Genomic DNA, 15,131 nt, shown 5'->3' on the forward strand with positions numbered 1-15,131 from the left:
TTGCAGCGGGTCAGGCTTCTGGCCTGACCAGGCGGGCGATCAGGCGTTTTACGAAAGGGCCCAGCGTCAGGATGACGGTAAAGGCGATAGGCCAGCAAAAGGCCCAAGAGGCCATCCAGTCTCCGAGTGTTGAAGGGCTGAAGCCGATAGCTTTGAGCGTGGCTATGCCGGTGACGACGCAGGACATCAGGCCGGACATGATCAAGGCGAACAGGGCATTGGCATAGCGGGCAGATATCATGCGAGGCATCCTTGGCGTGTCGATGCCCTCAATTGCGCCATTTCAGTCTGAAAATCCAGCGTTCATGCAGGGTTTAATACTGTATCCAAGCCAGTGAGTCCTCAGTCCGCCGGGTTGAGGGGTTGTATTCGGCGCTGACCCAGCCGCTGTAATCCGACTGGTCCATCGCAGCAAACAACGCGGCAAAGTCCATTGTACCCAGCCCGGGTTCCGAGCGATCCGGCGCAGCCCCGATCTGTGCATGGACAATACGGGGCTGAAAACGGAGCCAAATCGCCAGCGCGTCGCCGTGGATCATCTGCGCATGAAAACTGTCATATTGTAGGCCGACATTTGCGCGGTCGACGCGGTCCAGCACTTCGGCGGCCAGATCATAATTGTTCAGGAAGTAACCGGGTTGCGATACGGGGTTGAGCGGTTCGATTGTAAACCGCTGTGCCGGCGCGAGGTCGGCGGCCCATTGCAGGTTCTCGACAAAACAACGCAGGGCCTCGGGGCCGGAAGCGTATCCGGCCATAACGTGAATCATCTCTGGCCGCAGCACATCCGCGTAGCGCAGAACGCGCCGGATATCGGACTTAAACCTGTCAGAGCTGCCGGGCATGGCGGCGTAACCCGGTTCACCGCCGGTATAATTCGGGGGCGGGGCGTTGATCAGCACCAGATCAAGCCCGCTGGACAGCAGCGCGCGGCGGGTCTCTTTGGCCGCGAGGTCGTAGGGGAAGAGAATTTCAACAGCCGTAAACCCGGCCTGCGCGGCGGCTTGAAACCGGTCGAGATAGGGCAGTTCTGCAAACAGCAGTGAAAGATTGGCGGCAAATCTGGGCATCGGGCATCCGGTGTCGAACTTTGCAGAGCCTAGCGATCACGACGGCCACGTGAAAGAGACTGAAAACGACAGATTGTCGAAAATCGGCCAGATAAAGGCTTTCGAATCAGGGACCATCAGGCTCGAGCGGTATCCCGTTGCGAGGGCCGCGCCAACAATAAGGTCTGATCACGATGGCCATGAGCCCTGAACCCGCGCGCGGGACCGCTATAGCTGTATCTGACGGTCGACAGACCGCGTTCACCGGAAATACGCTGGCGGTGGCTTCGATGCTGACGTGGGCGGCGGGTTTCCCGGCGGCTGAGATCCTATTGCAAAGCTGGCCACCTATCGCCCTGTTCGCAGCACGGATGTCTCTTGCGGTGTTGGTCATGGTACCAATCTGGCTGATTCTGGACGGACCGGCTCAGGTATTGCGCGCCCGTTGGCGCCATGCCCTCCTGGTTGGAGGTTTGGGGCTAGGGTCGGGGATGTTCCTGATCCTTGTGGCGCAGAAGCTGACCGACCCAGTTACCGTTGCCATTATCGCCTCGTGTGCGCCTTTGATCGCTACGATCATGGAGCTTGTGGCGGGAACGCGGCGATTGCGCTGGAGCTTTGCGCTGGGATTGGTGATTTCAATCATTGGCGGCCTGATTGCCACCAGCGCGGTGGCACCGGCACAATTAGGACTGGGTGCGATGTGCGCAGTGGTGTCTACCGCGCTGTTCTGTTGGGCCAGCATGGCCACTGCGCGCGACTTCCCCGAGCTTAGCCAGTTGGGCCGTAGCACCATTACCTTGGTCGGAGGATTGTCGACCGCAGCCATTCTAGTACCGTTAGCCGGATTGCTGGGGCTAGAGGTCTTGCCTACACGCCCCGTTGATGTGGCGCAGATGGGTATGTTGGTGTTCTACGCACTGTTCTCACTGGGCCTGAGCCAGTTTTTCTTCATAGCATCAGTAGGAAAATTAGGGGTCGCCCTGGCGTCATTCCACATCAATATCGCGCCATTTTATGTGATGGTGATCATGATGGCGCTGGGCGAGGACTGGAACTGGACCCGCGCGCTGGGCGCGTCGCTGGTGGCGCTTGCAGTCGTGCTGGCGCAGGACCGCAAGCCGCGACCGGTTCAATCCTCTAGCACATCAGATGCGATCAGTGGGAAAAACTGGCCGTCCGACCAGACACCAAACCAACCGTCGTGATGTCTGGCGATCTCGACCAACCGGTAAAAGCTCTTGCGATCAATGCGCGCCTCAAGATTCGCGCGCATCAATATGTAGGGTGAGGGCTCATCAGTTTCCGTATTTAGGACAATGCGGATCGGGTGATCGGGCCCGGCGATGGCTGTATCGCCCACTTGCGTCGTAAAAGTCAGACGTTGGGCTCTGCCTTGTCCCTCATGCTCAAAATCAACGGCAACAAACGGCGCATCCTCGACGGTGATTCCCACCTTTTCAGCGGGAGTGACGAGAAAGTACCTACCCTCTTCTTTCTTAAGAATTGAGGAAAATAGCTTAACAAGCTCGACCCTGTTGATCGGTGACCCTAGATAACTCCATGTGCCATCTTTGGCGATCCGAATGTCCAGATCGCCACAAAACGGAGGATTCCATAGGTGAACGGGCGGCAAACCCCGCGTTTTGGCCGCTTTGACCGAAGCTGCCAGACCGTCTGGTGAAGGGGTCACGGGTTTTTGTCCGCTCATTGCTTTTGCCATTTCCTCTCAGCGCGATACACTTCAATCATAACAGTCCACGGAAGGGAACCTCATGTCCGAACCTGCCGACCTCGTGTCCGAGATCGAAGCGCTGGAAAACAAGCTGCAAGAGGCCAAATCCTCGATCACCCGCCGCTTTATCGGGCAGGAGAAGGTCGTGGACCTGACCCTGACCGCGCTTTTGTGCGGCGGTCACGCGCTGCTGATCGGTCTGCCGGGGCTGGGCAAGACGCGGTTGGTCGAGACGCTTTCGACCGTGATGGGCCTGCATGGCAACCGCATCCAGTTCACGCCGGACCTGATGCCTGCTGATATTCTGGGCTCGGAAGTGCTGGATACTGCCGAAGATGGCAGCCGCCATTTCCGCTTCATCTCCGGCCCGATTTTCTGTGAGTTGCTGATGGCGGACGAGATCAACCGTGCCAGTCCCCGGACCCAATCGGCGCTGTTGCAGGCGATGCAAGAGCGTACGGTGACAGTCGCGGGCGAAGACCGCGAATTGGGCGTACCGTTCCATGTGCTGGCAACGCAGAACCCGATTGAGCAGGAAGGGACCTATCCATTGCCCGAAGCTCAACTGGACCGGTTTCTAGTGCAGGTCGACGTGGAATATCCGGATCGCCAGACCGAGCGAGATATTTTGCTGGCTACCACGGGCGTCGAGGAAGCCGAGGCGCATCAGATTTTCACGAAAGAAGAATTGCTGGCCGCACAGGTTCTGTTGCGCCGGATGCCTGTAGGAGAGTCGGTTGTCGAACTGATCCTCGATCTGGTCCGCGCCTTCCGCCCGGATGAGGCAGGTGTGTCAGAGCGGGTGAAGGAAACTGTTGCCTGGGGTCCCGGACCGCGCGCTGCGCAGGCTCTGATGATGACCGTGCGCGCAAATGCGATGCTGGAAGGCCGTTTGGCCCCCAATGCCGAGGATGTTCTGACCATGGCGCGTCCGGTTCTTAGCCACCGTATGGCGTTGAACTTCGCGGCGCGGGCACGTGGTGACAGCCTCTCTGACCTGATTGAGTCCACCGCTACTGGGCTGGTCCGAACTGAGGCCGCGGCGTGAGCGCCGCCCAGACCCTACGCGAACGCTCCGAGGCCGAAGCGTCCCGGTTGCCGCCGTTATTGGCGCGGGCCGAGCATCTGGCCGGAACCGTTTTATTGGGCGATCACGGGCGGAGACGCTCGGGTCTGGGGGATGATTTCTGGCAGTACCGCCCTGCGCAGATTGGCGACAGTCGCCGGTTGATCGACCATCGCCGTTCGGCCCGTGGTGATCAGCAGTTTGTACGTGAGCGCGAATGGCAGATTGCACAGTCGATCATGCTTTGGGTCGATCAGGGCGCGTCGATGCGGTTTGCTTCGGACAAGAACTTGCCGACCAAGGCCGATCGTGCGCGCCTGCTGGGGCTGTCGACCGCTATCCTGCTTGTGCGTGGCGGCGAGCGCGTTGGTCTGACTGGCACGACGCTGCCCCCGCGCAGGGGGAATGCTCAGATCATTCGGCTGGCCCAAGCCTGGTCTGAAGATGCGCAAACCGATTACGCGCCACCCGAACACCGCGCCATGATCCCGCATGCGCGTGCGGTGTTTATCTCGGATTTTCTTGGGCCGCTGGACGAGGTCGAGCTGGCCCTTACCAAAGCCGCTGACCGGGGCGTGCGCGGCGTGTTGCTGCAGGTTCTGGACCCCAGCGAGGAGTCCTTTCCCTATTCGGGACGTACCATTTTTGAAAGTGTTGGTGGCACTGCTCGACATGAAACCTTGAAGGCCGCTGATTTGCGCGATCGTTATCTGGATCGCTTAGCGGCGCGCAAGGATGCGCTGACCCACCTGTGCCGCGCGACTGGCTGGCAGATGGGGCTCCATCACACCGATGACAGCGCTCAATCGGCTCTGTTGTGGCATTATCGCGCCTTGGATGGGGGTGCGCAATGACGGTTCTTGCAGGAATCGGATTTACCGCGCCTTGGGTGCTGCTGGGTCTTCTGACCCTTCCGATTTTGTGGTTGATCCTGCGTGCCGTCCCACCTGCACCGATCCGACGTCTTTTCCCGGCGGTCACTTTGCTGCTGGGATTGAAGGATGATGAAAGCGTTTCGGACCGTACACCATGGTGGTTGCTGCTACTGCGGATGCTGGCAGCCGCAGCGATCATCATCGGGCTGGCAGGGCCGGTGCTGAACCCCTCACGCGATGAGACCGGATCCGGGCCGCTTCTGCTGGTACTGGATGCAAGCTGGGGAGGCGCGACACGTTGGTCCTCGACACTTGATCAGATTGATGCGCAATTGACGGAAGCCGGGCGGGCGGGTCGTCCTGTGTCGATCTTGCGTCTGACTGAGCCTGAGGCACCTGTGTTTCAGGCCGCCGAGGCGTGGCGTGGTCGTCTGCCGGGCCTTACACCGATGCCGTGGCAGCCAACCCAAGCGCAGATTGACCAAACTCTGATCGCGTTGGGGCAGGTCGAAGGTGGCTTCGACACCCATTGGTTCAGCGACCGTCTGTCCTATGTCGGCCATGATCGTTTGACTTCTGCCCTGCAGGCGCGTGGGGACGTGATTGTCTACCAATCCTCTGCACCCGTTACCGCGATCTTGCCCGCCACCTATCAGGACGGCGCAATCCGACTCAGCGTACAGCGCGCTAATCCAGGACCAGAGGAAAGAGTCACCGTTCTGGCGCAGGGGCGCGACCCGGCAGGAGCAATGCGGGTGCTGCAATCGACCAATCTTGAGTTCGAAAACGGCTCTACGCAGGCGGAAATTGATCTTGCGCTTCCATCGGAACTGCGCGCACGCATTACACGGTTCGAGATTCAAGGCCAGCGCTCTGCCGGTGCCATTACACTGACAGATGACAGCCTGCGTCGGCGCGAAGTGGCATTGATCGCAGGTACCCTGAACCGCGAAGGGTTAGAGTTACTGTCGCCGCTTCACTACCTGACACAGGTGCTGATTCCGACCGCTGATTTTGTCGAAGGCGGCCTGGCCGAGGTTCTCCCCGCTAACCCGGATGTGATCGTATTGGCGGATGTGGCCAAGCTGTCCGAGTCGGAACAGACTGAAGTCGTCGAATGGGTTGAACAGGGCGGCCTATTGCTGCGCTTTGCCGGCCCGCGCATGGCCGCCAGCGATCTGGGGCGCGATACTGAGGATGCACTGTTGCCGGTTCGACTTCGTAGCGGGGGCCGCTCGGTCGGCGGCGCCATGAGCTGGGGTGAAGCGAAGGGGCTTGCTCCGTTCACTGAAAACTCGCCGTTCTATGGGTTGGAGATTCCTGCGGACGTCTCTGTGACCACTCAGGTCATGGCACAACCAGACCCTAATTTGTCGGATCGGGTCATTGCGTCACTGTCGGATGGCACACCACTGGTGACCCGAAAACCGCTGGGGCTGGGGCAGGTGGTTCTGTTCCATGTCACGGCTGATGCGGAATGGTCCAGCCTGCCGCTGTCCGGGCTGTTTGTCGAAATGCTCGACCGGCTTGCCGTTGCCTCTGCTGCCAAATCGCGTCAAGAGGCTCAGATGCAGGGCACCGTATGGGAGCCGATTCAAATAATGGATGGCTTCGGTGTTTTGACTGACGCAGGAACGCTGCCCGGTGTCGATGGAGTCGAACTGGTTTCTGGGCAAATCGGGCCGGACCTGCGCCCGGGGCTTTATGAAAACGGCAAGCAGAAACTGGCGCGGAATGTTCTTGCCGAGGATGCTGTACTATCCCCGGTGGTCTGGCCGTCTGACGTCCCAATCCGGGGTCAGGAGATCAGCAATGAGACTCCGTTGGAAGGGCTGTTGCTTGGCCTTGCACTGTTGTTGCTGACAATCGATGTGATTGCGTCTTTGGCGTTGTCGGGGCGCTTGGCCAAGGCAACCCCTGTTGCATTTGCGCTTGCTGCCCTGTTCCTTGCCCCCGAGGCGCGGGCGCAGACCCCTGAAGACACCGATTTTGCATTGAACGCGACGCATGAGCTTGTGCTGGCCCATGTACTTACCGGGAATGCTCAGGTCGACGATATCGCGCTGGCCGGGCTGCGTGGGTTGGTGCAGACGCTGCATTTTCGCACTTCGGTCGAACCCGCCGACCCGATTGGCATCGACCTTGAACGTGATGAGCTTGCATTCTTTCCGCTGCTCTATTGGCCTGTTACTCCGGACCAGCCACAGCCCTCGGTTGAAGCCTATGCAAAGCTGAACGCCTATCTGCGTTCGGGCGGGATGATTTTATTTGATACGCGCGACGCCGATATCGCCGGTTTCGGGGCGTCCAGCCCCAATGGGCGCAAGCTGCAACAACTGGCCGCCCCGTTGAATATCCCCTCATTAGAGCCTGTCCCGCGTGATCATGTCCTGACCCGCGCCTTTTATCTGCTGCAGGATTTCCCCGGACGATATTCTGGCACCGAGGTCTGGGTCGAGGCCGCGCCACCCGATGCCGAGCAGATCGAAGGAATGCCCTTCCGAAACCTCAACGATAACGTGACCCCGGTGGTGATCGGCGGTAATGACTGGGCCGGGGCCTGGGCGGTGGATCGCAACGGTCAGTCCCTGTTGCCCGTGGGTCGCGGTTATGCCGGAGAACGACAGCGCGAGTTGGCCAATCGGTTTGGGGTTAATCTGGTAATGCATGTGCTGACCGGGAATTACAAATCCGATCAGGTTCACGTGCCCGCGCTTTTAGACAGGTTGGGACAATGACCGGAACCGTCATCTTTGACCCGCTAATCCCGTGGCCGTTTCTGGCAGCCGTGGCATTGATTGCCATGTCAGGTGTGGTTCTGGCGATTTGGCGCGGTCTGTCGGGCTGGGCCCTGCGCGGCTTGGCGGCCTTGGTCATCCTCGGGGCGCTTAGCGGTCCTGTTTATCAGGTCGAAGATCGCGCGCCGCTTACCGACATCGTGTTGATGATCGAAGATGAAAGCGCCAGTCAAACCCTATCGGATCGTGCCGAACAGACTGCTCAGGCTGCCAACGACCTCGCGACCGAGATCGAAGCCCGAGACAATACCGAGCTGCGCCGCATCCAGGTTGGTGACGGCGATGGTGACGAGGGCACGCAGGTCATGGCTGCGCTGAACGCGGCACTGGCCGAAGAACCCCGTGCACGGATTGCGGGCATTGTCGTGGTGTCAGACGGCATCGTTCATGATGCAGACCTGGCACCCGACCTACCTGCTCCAATGCATCTGTTGCAGACCGGGCGCGAAGGCGATTGGGATCGGCGCCTGATCGTGCGTAACGCCCCAGCCTTCGCCATTATCGGTGAGCCCGTGACCCTGACCCTGCGCGTCGAAGATACTGGCGCTGCGCCTGCTGGAGTTACTAACGCTCCGCTTGAGATATCCGTCGATGGAGGTGAACCCGAGCAGTTCACCATTCCAATCGGTCTGGACGTCGAGCTCCCGATCACGCTGCCGCATGGTGGTCGGAACGTCATCCAGTTCACGGTCCTGCAGGCCGAGGGCGAACTGACCGACCGCAACAACACGGCTCTGATCCAGATGAACGGTGTGCGGGATCGCCTGCGTGTTCTGCTGGTATCGGGCGAGCCGCATCCGGGCGGGCGTACTTGGCGCAACCTGCTGAAATCTGATAGCTCGGTTGATTTGGTCCATTTCACCATCCTCCGGCCGCCGGAAAAACAGGATGGCGTACCGGTGGATGAGCTCTCACTGATTGCCTTCCCAACGCGAGAGTTGTTTCTGGAGAAGATCAATGATTTCGACCTGATCATCTTTGACCGCTACAAACGGCGCGGCATCCTGCCCGCGATCTATCTGGACAATGTTGGCGACTATATCGTCAATGGTGGCGCGGTGCTGGTCGCTGCTGGCCCTGATTTTGCCACGGCTGACAGCCTGTACCGATCCCCGCTTGGGCCGGTCCTGCCCGCAAAACCCAGTGCGCGGGTTTACGAGGAACGGTACGTGCCCATGGTCACCGATCTGGGCCAGCGTCATCCGGTTACCGCTGATCTGGGCGATGCTGAGACTTGGGGCGCTTGGCTGCGCCAGATCGATGTCAGCCAGCTGTCCGGCAATATGCTCATGACCGGCGTGGATGATCGTCCGTTGCTGCTGTTGGATCGCGTGGGTGAAGGCCGTGTGGCGCTGATGGCATCAGACCACGCCTGGCTATGGAGCCGCGGCTTTGAGGGTGGTGGCCCGCAGCTGGAACTACTCCGCAGGCTGGCGCATTGGATGATGAAAGAACCCGAGCTTGAGGAAGAGGCGCTGTGGGCCGAAGCGAACGGCCAGTCCATGCGTATTATCCGTCAAACGCTGGAGGATGAGGTTGGCCCAGTCACGGTCACCCTCCCCAATGGTGACACCTTGGAGATTACGCTAAACGAAGTCTCGCCCGGTCGGTTCGAGGCGCAGTACTTCGGCCCTGAAATTGGCCTGTACCGTCTGGAAGAGGGTGCGCATTCTGCCGTGATCGGTCTTGGTCCTGCTGCACCAAAGGAATTCGAGCGCACGATCGCGACCGATGAGATTCTAAGCCCCGTTCTGGCCAGCCTGCGCGGGGGAACGATCCGGTTGGAAGAGGGTCTGCCCACAATCCGGAATGTCCGTGCGGGCCGACCGGCAGCAGGTCGGGGCTGGATCGGTCTGACCCCGCGCGACGCCTATGAAACTCGCGATGTTACACAGGCCGGGTTGCTTCCACCCTGGCTGGTGCTGTTGCTGGCCGGTGGGTTCCTCTTGGCCGGTTGGTTGCGTGAGGGACGTCGCTAACGCTGCTTAAGCACTTTTTCATGCTCTACCGCGATGCTCTGAGCAGATTATCGCGGGAAAACTTTACATGAGTCTTGCTGAGAAACTGGCGCAGGAACGGCGCGCACGACTGGCGGCCGAGCGGTTGTTGCATCTGAAACAGGCCGAGTTGTCTGCTGCCAACCGCAAATTGGGACGTCATGCTATCGCATTGACACGTCAGATCGATGAGACTCAGGCCGAGGTTGCGACGGTTCGCGATGAAAACGAAAAGGTCAAATCCGATCTGACCGTGGCCAATGCCAAGATCGAAGAGGCTGAACGCCGCCTGTGGCATTCGATCCAGACCATCCCTGACGGGTTTGCCTTTTTCGACGGCAACAACACACTGATCGGTGCCAACGCCGCTTACCTAAGCGTTTTCGATGGGCTGGAAGAGGTCGCGCCGGGGATCAGCTACACGCGTATTCTCGAAATTCTGACCCATGAAGGTATCGTGGACATCGGCGCGGAGAATATCGCGGACTGGCAGGCGCGTATGCTTGCACGCTGGGCGCAACCGCACCCCGAACCCGAGGTGATCCAGTTGTGGAACGGCCAGTATATCCGGCTGATTGATCAGCGGGGCCACGGCGGTGACGTGCTGAGCCTGGCGTTGAACATCACAGCCTCGGTCCGGCATGAGGCCGAGCTAAACGCTGCACGTGAACGGGCCGAGGCCGCAAACCGCGCCAAATCCGCCTTTCTGGCCAATATGAGCCATGAGATTCGCACGCCGATGAACGGGATCGTCGGTATGACCGAACTGCTGACCGAAACCCCGATGAACGAAGAACAAAGGCTCTATGTAAGCACAATTCGCAATTCGGGCGAGGCTTTGCTGGTCATCATCAACGATGTTCTCGACTATTCCAAGATCGAGGCCGACAAGTTGACGCTGCACCCCGAACAGTTCGATTTGGAGCGCTGTATCCTTGAGGTCGCGATGCTGTTGCAACCCAGCGTACGCGACAAGGGCCTGACCTTGCTGGTGGACTATGACCTGTTCCTGCCGACGCTTTATGTGGGTGATCCGGGGCGGATTCGGCAGATTCTGACCAACCTTGTCGGCAATGCAGTGAAGTTTACCGCGCAGGGCCATGTCCTTATCCGGGTGACCGGTGTTCCTGACGCGACAACTGAAACCTGCGACATCCACGTGGCCATCGAGGATACGGGTATCGGAATCAAAGCCGACAAGGTCCCGCACATCTTTGGTGAATTCAATCAGGTTGAGGATGCCCAGAACCGCCAATTCGAAGGCACGGGTTTGGGGCTGGCAATCACCAAGCGGCTGATCTCGATGATGGGCGGTGCCGTCTGGGTCGAAAGTGACGCGGGCAAAGGATCTTGCTTTGGGTTCCGTATCACACTGCCCACGGCTGAGGGTCCGCAGCCCGTTCCGCCTGATCTGGCGGGGCAGTTGGGCCGTGTTCTGGTGGTCGAGGATATGGCCGTCAACCGCGCCATTTTGACCAAGCAACTGAGTCGCCTTGGGTCTCAGGCGCTCACCTGTTCAACAGGGGCTGAAGCGCTTTCTGCAATGGACAAAACTATTGATCTGGTGCTGTGCGATCACGATCTGCCGGACATGGACGGTCTGGAACTCGCCACAACACTGCGCGACAAAGGATGGGGTGGTCTGCCAATTGTGGTGATGTCGGCCAATCCGGGTGTGATTCATGCCGACCCGGCCCATCGCCTGATTGACGGCGTATTGCAAAAGCCCATTCCTCGCGCCGAGCTGTATTCACGGCTGATGGCGCTGGGTGCTCCTGTATTCAAGTCGGATCGCAGTGACGACTGCGTCGCTGATCCCGAGACTCATGCGCAAGTTCCGCAGAATCAGAGGCTGATGCGGGTTCTGGCAGCCGAGGACAATCGAACCAATCAACTGATCCTTCAAAAGATGACCAAAGATCTGAATATCGATTTGAGATTCGTCTCCAATGGGTTGGAGGCGATCGAAACCTTCGCCAGTTTCGACCCGGACCTGATTTTCATGGATATCTCGATGCCCAAGATGGATGGGAAAGAGGCGACGGGTGAAATCCGGCGGCGCGAGATCGGAACGGATCGACATGTTCCCATAGTGGCCCTGACGGCCCATGCCATGACAGGGGATGATCAGGGCATACTGGCAGCCGGGCTTGATCATTATCTGACCAAACCGTTGCACAAGAAACTGATCCACAAGATGATACTGGAACATCGTCCAGCCGATGCCCAATTGGTCGGTGCAGAAGGTGAAAGTACGGAATAGGATCGATTTATGTCAGATGAGCGCGGTTTTCGCCCCCGGGGATTGGGTGAGATTGCAATTCGCTGCACCGATATGGCGGCAATGGTGTATTTCTATGAGAAGGTGATCGGGTTGCAGCGATTGCAAGGCGACCATAACAGCGCCATCACCTTTTTTCGGATTGCCGAAGGGTTTGGTGGACATACACAGGTGCTGGCCCTGTTTCACCAGTCTGTTGGCTCTGAGCGTGGATCGGGCCAGACTGGCGCGGCAGTGCCAGTAACAGGGGGTGCCTCGGCCCTGCACCATATCGCGCTGTCGCTGCCCTTTGTCGAACAGGATGCTGTCATGCGCTGGTACGACCAGATCGACCAGCCTTATCGGGTCGAGCATTTCGGCTGGATCGGCTGGCGCGGTATCTTCACCCAAGACCCCGAAGGGAACACCGTTGAGCTTGTAGCCTACGACCCTTCACTGCTCGATCAGGCCTGATAGGGGCGAACAAACACAGGTTTGTAGTCGTCAGACAGATCTGCCCTGTATTCATAACCACCGCTGTCGAAATCCAACAGGCCAATGGGATCGGTCAGGTGGTGCTGGATGATGTAGCGTGCCATCGCACCGCGCGCTTTCTTGGCGAAGAAGCTGACGATCTTGGGGGTGCCGCCCTTGTCCTCCATGAAGACCGGGGTCACAACGGGCAGCTTCAGTGCCTTCAGGTCGACCGCGCCGAAGTATTCCTGACTGGCGCAGTTCACCAGAACCTTGCTGTCAGTTTCGGCGGCCTGCGCGTTCAGCACCTTGCTTAGCTGATCGCGCCAATATTCGTACAGGTTTTTTCCGCGTCTGGTTTTCAGTTTACTACCCATCTCAAGCCGGTAGGCCTGTATGGCATCCAGCGGGCGCAATACGCCATAAAGCCCGGACAGAATGCGCAGGTGATCCTGTGCCCAGGCCATTTCGTCGGCATCCAGCGATGCGGCTTCAAGCCCTTGATAGGTATCGCCCGCAAACGCCAGTGCGGCAGGGCGCGTCGTCTCCGCATCGGGCGCGTCCGAGAACATACGATACCGGTCGCGGTTCAGGCGGGCCAAGTCATCGCTCAGGTCCATCAGTTTTTTCAGATTGCCCAATGTCAGATTGCGTGCGGTCTTCGACAAGCGGATCGCGTCATCCTGAAAATCGGGTTGGGTTAATTCGACGTTTCGTTCTGCCCAATCCAGCCGCTTGGCCGGGGAAATTACTACCAGCATATCCGCCCTCGTTTCTCGCCTGTTCAGGCGTATCTAGCCCGCCTGTTGCAGCACGTCCAGAAACGCCGCGCCAAACCTTTCGTGACGACGGTCACCCAGAACCTGCTCCATCGCTCGTGGATCATCCGGGTGCAGTTGCGCCACTTTCGCCAGTTGCGAGGCCGTACAGCTTAGCGGTTTGTCGATCCCGTCGGGGCCACGCGACAATTGCGATTGAACCTCAAGCAACTGATCGTAAATGTCGCCCTGATTGCGGCCGGCAAGTTTGCGCCTTGCGGGGTGCAGCTCTTCTACCGCGCCGGTCAGCACCTCAAGGAAAGTGGAACCATAGCGTTCCAGTTTCTTTGACCCGATACCGCCGATCCGCGCCATGTCATCCAGATTTGCAGGTCGGGTTTCTGCCATCTCAATTAGGGTGCGATCAGGAAAAATGACATAAGCCGGGACCCGAGCGGCCTCGGCCAGTGCGCGCCGCTTGGCCTTGAGCGCCGAGAGCAGCGGCGCGTCTTCCTCGGACACCATCGATTTGACAGCGGGTCGTCGGGTGGCTTTGCGGATGGTATCCTTGCGCAGATCGATCTGCGCCTCACCTTTCAGGATGGGTTTGGCGGTTTCTGTCATACGCAGCGCGCCGTGGCGTTCAGGGTCGGGGCGCACCAAATCATGGCCCATCATCTGCCGGAAGATCGCTTGCCATTGTGGGCGCGACCAGTCCTTGCCGATGCCGTAGGTGGACAGATTGTCGTGTCGCCGTGCGCGAATTTTATCGGTCTCGTTGGCAAGCAGAATGTCGATCAGATGACCTGCGCCGAACCATTCCTCGGTGCGTAGAATGGCGGACAGAGCCATGCGGACGGGCGTTGTGCCGTCGAAGACTTCAGGCGGGTTGTCGCAGAGATCGCACTTGCCGCAGGGTTCAGTCTGTTCCCCAAAATACCCCAGCAAGCTCTGGCGGCGGCATTTCAGTGCTTCGGCCAATCCCAGCAGCGCGTTAAGACGCGCATGATCCGCCATGCGCCGTTCAGGTGGGGCCAGCCCTTCGTCGATCTGTGAGCGTCGTAGTCGGATATCGTCAGGCCCGAACAAGGTCAGGGTCTCGGCTGGTCCACCATCGCGTCCGGCGCGACCGATTTCTTGATAATAGGCCTCGATCGATTTCGGCAAATCCGCATGGGCGACCCAGCGGATGTCCGGCTTGTCGATACCCATGCCAAAGGCGACCGTAGCGACGACAATCAGCCCGTCCTCGCGCGCAAAGCGAGCTTCCACGATGCGGCGATCCTCGGCCTCCATCCCGCCGTGATAGTGGCAGGCCGTGTGACCTTCGGCGCGCAGGGCTTGCGCCAGCACCTCGGTCTTGTTGCGGGTCCCGCAATAGACGATGCCGGATTGGGTTTTACGCGCGGCAGCGAAATCGAGGATCTGTTTGCGCGGTCCATCCTTGGCGGCAAAAGCCAGATGGATATTGGGCCTGTCGAACCCCCGCAGGAACTTGCGCGGCTCAACACCGTCGAACAGTTTTTCGACGATCTCGTCCTGCGTTTCCGCATCCGCTGTCGCGGTGAACGCGGCGAGGGGAACATTCAAAGCGCGCCGCAGCTCTCCGATCCGCAGATAATCAGGGCGGAAATCGTGGCCCCATTGGCTGACACAATGGGCCTCATCCACCGCGATCAGATTGACGTTGATCCTGCGCAGCATCCCCAGCGCCGACCCGGCGGCCAGACGCTCGGGCGCCATATACAGAAGCTTGAGCCGCCCAGCCTCTAATGCGTCCCATACCGCATCAGTTTCTTCGGGGGTGTTGCCCGAGGTGAGCGCGCCCGCCTCGACACCGGCTTCCTGCAGCCCACGCACCTGATCGCGCATCAAGGCGATCAGCGGAGAGATCACAACAGTCACGCCGTCTCGCAGCAACGCAGGTAACTGAAAACATAAGGACTTGCCCCCACCAGTGGGCATGATCGCCAGCACGTTTTCACCTGCGGTCACGGCGTCGACGATCTCTTCCTGACCGGGGCGGAAGTCGTCGAATCCGAAAACGTCTCGCAACAAGGGTGCGGAGTCGAACATGCGACGGAGGGTCCTGTTTTATGGTTTATCTGCTCTTAAGACA

The 15,131-nt window shown here is 59.3% G+C and carries 12 protein-coding genes; 7 read left to right on the plus strand and 5 right to left on the minus strand.

Annotated elements, in window-relative coordinates:
- Nucleotides 1-10: 10 nt before the first annotated feature.
- Together ACRZ9U_RS13545 and ACRZ9U_RS13550 are read right to left on the minus strand one after the other, a co-directional pair.
- Nucleotides 11-241 carry a DUF2798 domain-containing protein gene (locus ACRZ9U_RS13545; RefSeq protein ID WP_170408576.1) on the minus strand — a complete coding sequence of 77 codons (231 nt, stop codon included), beginning with the start codon at nucleotides 239-241 and terminating at the stop codon, nucleotides 11-13.
- A gap of 73 nt (nucleotides 242-314) precedes the next feature.
- Nucleotides 315-1,070: a TIM barrel protein gene (locus tag ACRZ9U_RS13550; protein ID WP_170408575.1), complete on the minus strand. Its 756-nt coding sequence runs from the start codon at nucleotides 1,068-1,070 to the stop codon at nucleotides 315-317.
- 179 nt (nucleotides 1,071-1,249) lie between these two features.
- Here ACRZ9U_RS13550 and ACRZ9U_RS13555 point away from each other — a divergent pair, with 179 nt between their 5' ends.
- A complete protein-coding gene (locus tag ACRZ9U_RS13555; RefSeq protein ID WP_480902070.1) occupies nucleotides 1,250-2,257 on the plus strand; it encodes a DMT family transporter in 1,008 nt (335 codons plus the stop codon).
- Here ACRZ9U_RS13555 and ACRZ9U_RS13560 read toward each other — a convergent pair.
- Nucleotides 2,182-2,760, minus strand: a complete 579-nt coding sequence (locus tag ACRZ9U_RS13560) for a DUF1285 domain-containing protein (RefSeq protein WP_480887503.1) — start codon at nucleotides 2,758-2,760, stop codon at nucleotides 2,182-2,184. The genes ACRZ9U_RS13555 and ACRZ9U_RS13560 overlap by 76 nt on opposite strands.
- 64 nt (nucleotides 2,761-2,824) lie before the next feature.
- On the opposite strand from ACRZ9U_RS13560, the gene ACRZ9U_RS13565 reads away from it, so the two are divergent.
- From ACRZ9U_RS13565 to ACRZ9U_RS13590, 6 genes are all read left to right on the plus strand, one after another.
- Entirely contained in the window at nucleotides 2,825-3,832 is a 1,008-nt protein-coding gene (locus ACRZ9U_RS13565; RefSeq protein WP_170394959.1) for an AAA family ATPase, read from the plus strand.
- Nucleotides 3,829-4,704, plus strand: a complete 876-nt coding sequence (locus ACRZ9U_RS13570; protein WP_480902074.1) for a DUF58 domain-containing protein — start codon at nucleotides 3,829-3,831, stop codon at nucleotides 4,702-4,704. The genes ACRZ9U_RS13565 and ACRZ9U_RS13570 overlap by 4 nt, the downstream gene beginning before the upstream one ends.
- Nucleotides 4,701-7,463: a DUF4159 domain-containing protein gene (locus tag ACRZ9U_RS13575; protein WP_170408572.1), complete on the plus strand. Its 2,763-nt coding sequence runs from the start codon at nucleotides 4,701-4,703 to the stop codon at nucleotides 7,461-7,463. The genes ACRZ9U_RS13570 and ACRZ9U_RS13575 overlap by 4 nt, the downstream gene beginning before the upstream one ends.
- Nucleotides 7,460-9,502, plus strand: coding sequence for a hypothetical protein (locus tag ACRZ9U_RS13580; protein WP_170408571.1), 2,043 nt, complete (start codon nucleotides 7,460-7,462; stop codon nucleotides 9,500-9,502). Before ACRZ9U_RS13575 ends, ACRZ9U_RS13580 begins: the two co-directional genes overlap by 4 nt.
- A gap of 67 nt (nucleotides 9,503-9,569) precedes the next feature.
- Nucleotides 9,570-11,783, plus strand: a complete 2,214-nt coding sequence (locus ACRZ9U_RS13585) for a response regulator (protein WP_170408570.1) — start codon at nucleotides 9,570-9,572, stop codon at nucleotides 11,781-11,783.
- A gap of 9 nt (nucleotides 11,784-11,792) precedes the next feature.
- Nucleotides 11,793-12,254, plus strand: coding sequence for a VOC family protein (locus tag ACRZ9U_RS13590; RefSeq protein ID WP_170408569.1), 462 nt, complete (start codon nucleotides 11,793-11,795; stop codon nucleotides 12,252-12,254).
- On the opposite strand, the gene yaaA is transcribed toward ACRZ9U_RS13590, so the two are convergent.
- Together yaaA and recQ are read right to left on the minus strand one after the other, a co-directional pair.
- Complete coding sequence (gene yaaA, locus ACRZ9U_RS13595) at nucleotides 12,245-13,015, minus strand: peroxide stress protein YaaA (protein WP_170737146.1); 771 nt, start codon at nucleotides 13,013-13,015, stop codon at nucleotides 12,245-12,247. The genes ACRZ9U_RS13590 and yaaA overlap by 10 nt on opposite strands.
- A 33-nt stretch (nucleotides 13,016-13,048) precedes the next feature.
- Complete coding sequence (gene recQ, locus ACRZ9U_RS13600) at nucleotides 13,049-15,088, minus strand: DNA helicase RecQ (protein WP_480902080.1); 2,040 nt, start codon at nucleotides 15,086-15,088, stop codon at nucleotides 13,049-13,051.
- Between the last annotated feature and the right edge of the window lie 43 nt (nucleotides 15,089-15,131).

The sequence above is a fragment of the Ruegeria sp. D7 genome, from assembly GCF_056534355.1.

Coding starts and splice junctions, on each gene's coding strand:
- ACRZ9U_RS13550 (WP_170408575.1), bottom strand. CDS start 1,070: ATGCCCAGATTTGCCGCCAATCTTTCACTGCTGTTTGCAGAACTGCCC.
- ACRZ9U_RS13575 (WP_170408572.1), top strand. CDS start 4,701: ATGACGGTTCTTGCAGGAATCGGATTTACCGCGCCTTGGGTGCTGCTG.
- yaaA (WP_170737146.1), bottom strand. CDS start 13,015: ATGCTGGTAGTAATTTCCCCGGCCAAGCGGCTGGATTGGGCAGAACGA.
- ACRZ9U_RS13590 (WP_170408569.1), top strand. CDS start 11,793: ATGTCAGATGAGCGCGGTTTTCGCCCCCGGGGATTGGGTGAGATTGCA.
- recQ (WP_480902080.1), bottom strand. CDS start 15,088: ATGTTCGACTCCGCACCCTTGTTGCGAGACGTTTTCGGATTCGACGAC.
- ACRZ9U_RS13560 (WP_480887503.1), bottom strand. CDS start 2,760: ATGAGCGGACAAAAACCCGTGACCCCTTCACCAGACGGTCTGGCAGCT.
- ACRZ9U_RS13585 (WP_170408570.1), top strand. CDS start 9,570: ATGAGTCTTGCTGAGAAACTGGCGCAGGAACGGCGCGCACGACTGGCG.
- ACRZ9U_RS13580 (WP_170408571.1), top strand. CDS start 7,460: ATGACCGGAACCGTCATCTTTGACCCGCTAATCCCGTGGCCGTTTCTG.
- ACRZ9U_RS13565 (WP_170394959.1), top strand. CDS start 2,825: ATGTCCGAACCTGCCGACCTCGTGTCCGAGATCGAAGCGCTGGAAAAC.
- ACRZ9U_RS13545 (WP_170408576.1), bottom strand. CDS start 241: ATGATATCTGCCCGCTATGCCAATGCCCTGTTCGCCTTGATCATGTCC.
- ACRZ9U_RS13555 (WP_480902070.1), top strand. CDS start 1,250: ATGAGCCCTGAACCCGCGCGCGGGACCGCTATAGCTGTATCTGACGGT.